5 protein-coding genes are annotated in these 5,914 nt (G+C 70.8%); 1 reads left to right on the forward strand and 4 read right to left on the reverse strand.

Translation table 11 applies throughout. The features are described 5' to 3' along the window. Nucleotides 1-332: 332 nt before the first annotated feature. Nucleotides 333-1,196: an SDR family NAD(P)-dependent oxidoreductase gene (locus tag VFX99_RS11705; RefSeq protein ID WP_329666470.1), complete on the reverse strand. Its 864-nt coding sequence runs from the start codon at nt 1,194-1,196 to the stop codon at nt 333-335. A 90-nt stretch (nt 1,197-1,286) separates the two neighbouring features. On the opposite strand from VFX99_RS11705, the gene VFX99_RS11710 reads away from it, so the two are divergent. Beyond that, nucleotides 1,287-2,063, forward strand: a complete 777-nt coding sequence (locus VFX99_RS11710) for an SDR family oxidoreductase (RefSeq protein ID WP_329666471.1) — start codon at nt 1,287-1,289, stop codon at nt 2,061-2,063. 103 nt (nt 2,064-2,166) lie between these two features. Here the strand turns inward: VFX99_RS11710 and VFX99_RS11715 are convergent, their stop codons facing one another. From VFX99_RS11715 to VFX99_RS11725, 3 genes are all read right to left on the reverse strand, one after another. Continuing rightward, nucleotides 2,167-3,756, reverse strand: a complete 1,590-nt coding sequence (locus VFX99_RS11715; RefSeq protein WP_329666472.1) for a GMC oxidoreductase — start codon at nt 3,754-3,756, stop codon at nt 2,167-2,169. A 41-nt stretch (nt 3,757-3,797) separates the two neighbouring features. Next, nucleotides 3,798-5,309 (reverse strand): MFS transporter, encoded by a 1,512-nt coding sequence (locus VFX99_RS11720; protein WP_329666473.1) that lies wholly within the window; start codon nt 5,307-5,309, stop codon nt 3,798-3,800. A gap of 151 nt (nt 5,310-5,460) precedes the next feature. Further along, nucleotides 5,461-5,914 (reverse strand): RpiB/LacA/LacB family sugar-phosphate isomerase (locus tag VFX99_RS11725; RefSeq protein WP_329666474.1); only part of this gene is annotated, 454 nt, incomplete at its 5' end.

The raw sequence follows: 5,914 nt of genomic DNA on the forward strand, positions 1-5,914 counted from the left end.
TGTCCAGTGTCACGTGTCCCCGCTCTCGAGGTGTTCGGCGGGCTGGGCCGCTCATTCGGGAACGAGCGTACCGTTCTCGGGGATTCGCGCCTCCGCCGGCAAGCGAGAGCAACAGATACAGCACGAACGTGACGACGAACGAGGGCACGGTGGCCCCGAAAGGAAGCGGCCAGACGTAGGCCCACCCGTACGCGAGGACCGCGCCGACCACCCCCTCGTCCCGCGCCGCGTCCCTTCCGCGAGACTGCATCTGCGAGTCGAGACTGCGGGCAGCACCCGCTGTCTCGACGCCCGGTTGCAGTCTCGCGGGCAGGGCTGCGGGCAGGGGCGGGTCAGTCGGAGATGAGCGTCCCGCCGTCGATGACGATGTTCTGCCCGGTGACGAACGCTCCGGCGGGCGAGGCGAGCCATACGACTGCGCCGGCGACCTCCTCCGGCTTTCCGAACCGGCCCAGCGGGGTCTTCGCGAGGCGCGCGGCTGCGGCATCCGGGTCCGCGGTGATCGGCGCGGCGAAGTCCGTCGCGATCACGCCCGGTGAGAGGGCGTTCGCGCGGATGCCGCGGCTCCCCCACTGCACGGCGATGTTGCGGGCGAGTTGGGCGTTGGCGGCCTTCGTCACGCCGTAGCCCGACAGCACGCGATTGCCGCGCAGGCCCGACAGGCTCGACATGATCAGGAATGCGCCGCCTCCGCCATCCGCCACAACCGGGAGGGTCAGCTCGGCGAGCGCGGCGACCGCTCGGACGTGGAGCGCGTACATGCGGTCCATTCGCTCCAGCACATCGGCCCCTCCGGGGGCATCCAGCGCTGCGCCGGCATTCGCCAGGACCGTATCGATCCGGCCCCAACGATCGACGACGTCGTCCACCAGCCGGGCGAGCTGCGCGGCATCCGTCACGTCGCACGTCACCCCGAACGCGTCCGCACCGTCCGCGACCAGGTCGGCGGCTGCGCGCTCGGGCTCGCTGTCTGCGAGGCCGGCGAGCGCGACCCGGGCGCCCGCGGCGGCGAGCGCCTCGGCGCACGTGCGGCCGATGCCGGTGCCCGCGCCCGTGACGATCGCCACCTGACCCGCGCAGGAGAAGAGCGAGTCGGGAGCGAGCGGAGAGTGCGGTGCTGTCTGGTCGGAGCCGTCCATCAGCCCATCATCGCGCGGCCGTGGCGTGGTGCGCTCGGGTGTCGTGATGCCCGCCATCACCGATCGTGGATTCCCTCTGGCGGATGCCGCCGCTAGCGTCGAACCGCGGGCGCGACGCCGCACGCTGCAGACATCGCGGGAGCTGAGATGACCACCACCGATACGGGCCTCGACGGCCGGACCGTCGTCGTCACCGGCGCCGCCGGGGGTCAGGGACTCGCGGCCGCACTGCTGCTCGCCGAGGCCGGTGCGCGGGTGATCGCGACCGACGTCGCGGATGCCGCACCCGCACTCGACGGCACGCGCGTCGTCTACCGGCGGCTCGACGTCTCGTCCGAGGAGGACTGGCGGTCGCTCGCGGCCGAGCTCGCCCCCGAGCTCGACGGCGAGCCGCTGCGCGGCCTCGTCAACAACGCGGGGATCACACTGCGCACCCGCCTCGGCGAGACGCAGCGCGCGGACTGGGATCGCGTGCTCGCGGTGAACCTCACCGGCCCGATGCTCGGCATCCAGGCGCTGGCTCCGCTGATGGGCGAGCGGTCGTCGATCGTGAACATCGGGTCGTCGGCGGCGCTGAACGCGCACTACCCGGTCGCGTACACGTCCAGCAAGTGGGGCCTGCGGGGGCTGACGCATGTCGCGGCGACCGAGCTCGGGCCTCGCGGCATCCGGGTCAACATCGTGCATCCGGGTTTCATCGAGACGCCGATGACCGCCAACGCGCCGACCGTGATGCGTGATGCGCAGCTCGCGCTCACTCCGCTCGAGCGGGTGGGCAGTGCCGACGAGGTCGCCCGGGTGGTCGTCTTCCTGCTCTCGGATGCCGCCGCCTACGTCTCGGGAGCGGAGATCCCGGTGGATGGCGGCTCGACGTCGTCGGCGGGTGTCAAGTACATGGCGGATCGGATCGCCGGGGGCTCCTGAGGCTGCGGCCTGCGGCATCCGGCGTCGGAGAATCGGGCCTATGTCGGAGGATCAGCGGCATTGTCTCCGACAATGGCGCGATTCTCCGACGTTCGCCGCGGACTCACGCTCGAGCGGACGCGACCTGCGCCAGTTCCTCCGCCGCCTTGCGCGCGCCGCGCACCGCGACCGCGACGCTCATGAGCGTCGGGTTCATCGCATTCGCGGTGGGAATCGTGCCGTTTCCGCCCACCACCAGGCCATCGACGCCCCAGACACGCGACCAGGGATCGGCCACGGAGGTGCCGTCGTCGGTCTCGCCGATCCGCATGGTGCCCATGTAGTGCAGGCTCGAGCCGTTCGGCAGCAGCCGCGGCTCCGCCACGAAGGTGCCCAGCGCGCTGCCCGCGCGCCGCAGCCGCTCGGTGGCCGCCGCGATCTCGGCGTTCTCGGCATCCGTCAGTTCGTACTCGATCGTCATGTTCGGGAAGCCCCGGTAGTCCAGATCGTCGTCGGAGAAGGTGACGCCGTCCTCGAACCGCGGGCGCTTGCGCATGCCATAGCCCATGTTCACGTACCCCCAGCGGTTGCCCGCTGCCGGGTGCGCCGGATCCAACTGGAACGGCGGGTTCTCGGCGTACATCACCTGCAGCGAGAACGGATGGTCCGGCTCGGAGAACGGGATGCGGTTGACCGCGGCCACCGGGTCGGCGGGGTTCACGGCGCGACGCGCGATCTCGGCATCCAGGTCCGCCTCGGTCGCGAACCGGCCGATCTTGTCCGCGTCGAGCGCGACGGTCGAGATGACGACGGGGTGCTCGGTGAGATAGTGCCCGAGCGCCGCCGGACGGATGCCGGAGGCCCACAGCAGCTGCGGAGAGCGGAACGCGTCGGCGGCCACGACCACGAGGTCGGCCGGCACGAACCGCGTCTCGCGCGTGCGCAAGTCTTCGACGGTCACGCCCGTGGCGCGTCCGTTCTCGACCTCGACGCGGCGGACCAGCGTCAGGTCGTGCAGCTCGAACCGCTCGCTCAGCGGCGACTCCGGGTCGACGAGAGGCCCCAGCACGACATCCGCGCCGGCCCAGCGCATCGTGCCGTCGGGCTGCGGGTCGCCGGCGACCGGCAGCGTGCTCGGACCGTATCCGTCCGGCAGCTCGCCGGCGTAGTCCTCCTCGAGCAGCGCACGGATCCCCTCGCCGACGGCGGAGTCGGCGAATGCGGCGCTCTGCACATGAAGCAGTTGTTTGGCGACATCGAGCAGCTCGTCCCACTCCGCGTCGTCGATGAACGGGATCTTCTCGCTGAACGCCGGCGAGGGCGTCGCGCAGGTCCAGTGGGCACCCTGGCCGCCGACGTTGGTGGCGGCCGCCGCGGCGGGGAAGGTGGGTGCGTGGGCCGAGCCCTGACCGCCGAAGTCGAGCAGGTGCGTACCCTGCCGCGCGGTGAACATGCCCTCGACGACGACGCCCGCCGGAAGGCCCAGGGACTCGCGCAGCGCGCCGGCCTGGGGGCCCTGCGACATCTCGCGCGCGCGCTCCTTCTCGTCGGGGTCGGCGATGTTGCGCACGCTCTCGCCGGGGGTCGGGGTCAGCTGCGGGCCGGCCTCGAACATCACGACGTGGGCATCGGGCAGCTGCTCGACGAGCACGCGCGCGTACGCCGAGCCGATGGGTCCGCTGCCGACGATGGCGATGGTGGGATGCTGTGACATTGCGTCTCCTCTTCGAGTACGGGGATGCGGGATGGGCGGTGCTAGGCCGTGGCCGTTTCGGCGGCGTTCTCGGCGCCGACCACCGGCTGCGGCTCGAGCTCGTCGGAGAGCCGGCCGTGCGGGAGCAGCAGGGCCGCGACGATGCCGACCGCATAGGCCAGTGCGAGCCCGATGAAGATCGGCGCCAGCACGCTCGAGTACAGCTCGGCGACCTGGGCCTGCACGGCCGCGGACGATGCCGCGACCGCCTGCGGGGTGAGTGTCGAGGCATCCAGCGAGGCCGGCAGTCCCGCGGTGACGCCGACGCCGATGAGCCCGCCGACGATCGCGGTCGCCGTCGTCGAGCCCACCTGACGCACGAGGCTGATCGTCGCCGTCACGCTGCCGGTGTCGGTACGCGGGGCCGCGCTCTGGGCGACCGCGACGATGATGTTCATATACGCGCCGGTGCCGATTCCGACGAGTCCCATGGCGAGCATCGGCACCCAGAGCGGCATTCCCGGCGGCAGCAGCGCCATCAGGAAGAGACCGATGGCGGCCGCTGCCGTGCCGAAGATCGGGAACGCGCGGTAGTGGCCCGACCGGCTCGCGAGCGAGCCCGTCACGAGGGTGCTCACGAGCATGCCGAACACGGTGGCGATCGGCACCAGGCCCGAGACCGTGGCCGAGACGCCGTACGCCATCTGGATGTACGTCGGCACGTATGAGACCACCGAGAACAGGCCCACGCCGATGACGGTCGACAGGACGATGCACACCAGGATCGTCCGGTTCGCGAAGTGGCGCAGGGGGACGACGGGCTCCGAGACGCGCAGCTCGATCGCGATGAATGCCGCGAGACCGACGATCGCCACCACTGCGGCGATGAGCAGGGGGATGCCGGTGCCCGGCGTGCCTGCGCTGGCCCAGCTCGCAGCGAAGACGAAGGCCGTCACGGTGACACCGAGGACGAGCGCTCCGACGATGTCGAAGCGGCGCCCGGATCGACCGGCGATATGCGGTACCGCGATCACGGCCAGGGCGAGGGCGATCATGCCGACGGGGATGTTGATCCAGAAGATCCAGCGCCATCCCCACGCGTCGGTGATGAGCCCGCCGGCGATCGGCCCCACGAGGATCGCGATCGGGAACGCGGCGCCGATCCACGACATGACCTTCGGACGCTCGCGCGGGGACGTGACCTCGCCCACGATCGTCTGCGGCATGAGGTGCAGGCCCGCGGAGCCCACGCCCTGCGCCACCCTCGCGATCGCGAGCTGGGTGATGTCCTGCGCCAGACCGCAGAACAGCGATGCGACGACGAACAGCGCGAGGCTCGACAGGAAGACCAGCCGCGCGCCGACGAGGTCGGCGAGCTTGCCGAGCACCGGCAGCAGCACGGTGCTGGCGAGCGTGTACGAGACGATCACCCAGCTCATCTGCTCGACGGCGCCGAGTTCGCCGGTGATCGTTGCGAGCGACGTGGCGACGACGGTGTGATCGAGCGCACCGAGGAACGACACGGTGAGCAGGGAGACGATGAGGAGACGGAGTCTCCAGGCAGAGAGCGGCATATGCGTTTCACCCGAACGATCGGGTCGTCGACGCGACGGTGTGTGCCCGCCCCGGCGCATCACGGGGAAGAACGGACCTGAGTGGCCCCGACGTCAGTTCCATTCTAAGGGCTCTTTTGTCGAAAAACAACCTAAGCAGTACGAAATCAGGCTATTCGTGCTTGACGGCGATCTGCTCGGGTTCGAGCTGGATCGCCCAGCCCTCGATGGTCCCGGAGTTCTCGTACTCCTCGATCTGGAGGATGCGGCGGCCGCGGTCGACGACGTGGGGCAGTGATGCGGTGACGAAGGCGCTGACGGTCAGCCACGCGTTCTCCTCGAACGCGATCCCCTCGAGGACGAGCACGTTCGCGTCCACGACCTCCCTCGTGGTGGCAGCCGCCCGCGGCGAGGCGGCGGGAACGGCTCGAGCCCCGTTCACCTTGTTGGCGGCGACGACCCCCGCGGCCGCTTCGTCCAGCACGAGCACGCCGAACGCGTCGACGCCGGCGTCCTGGTCCGCGACGACCGCCGTGCCCACACGGATCGCGAAGAGCGGATAGTCGTCGCCGGGATCGAGGTGCTCCGCTCCGTGCCACACGACTTCGTGGCCCGCAGCCTCGGCG

The sequence above is a fragment of the Microbacterium sp. genome, assembly GCF_036277215.1.
Taxonomy (GTDB): domain Bacteria; phylum Actinomycetota; class Actinomycetes; order Actinomycetales; family Microbacteriaceae; genus Microbacterium.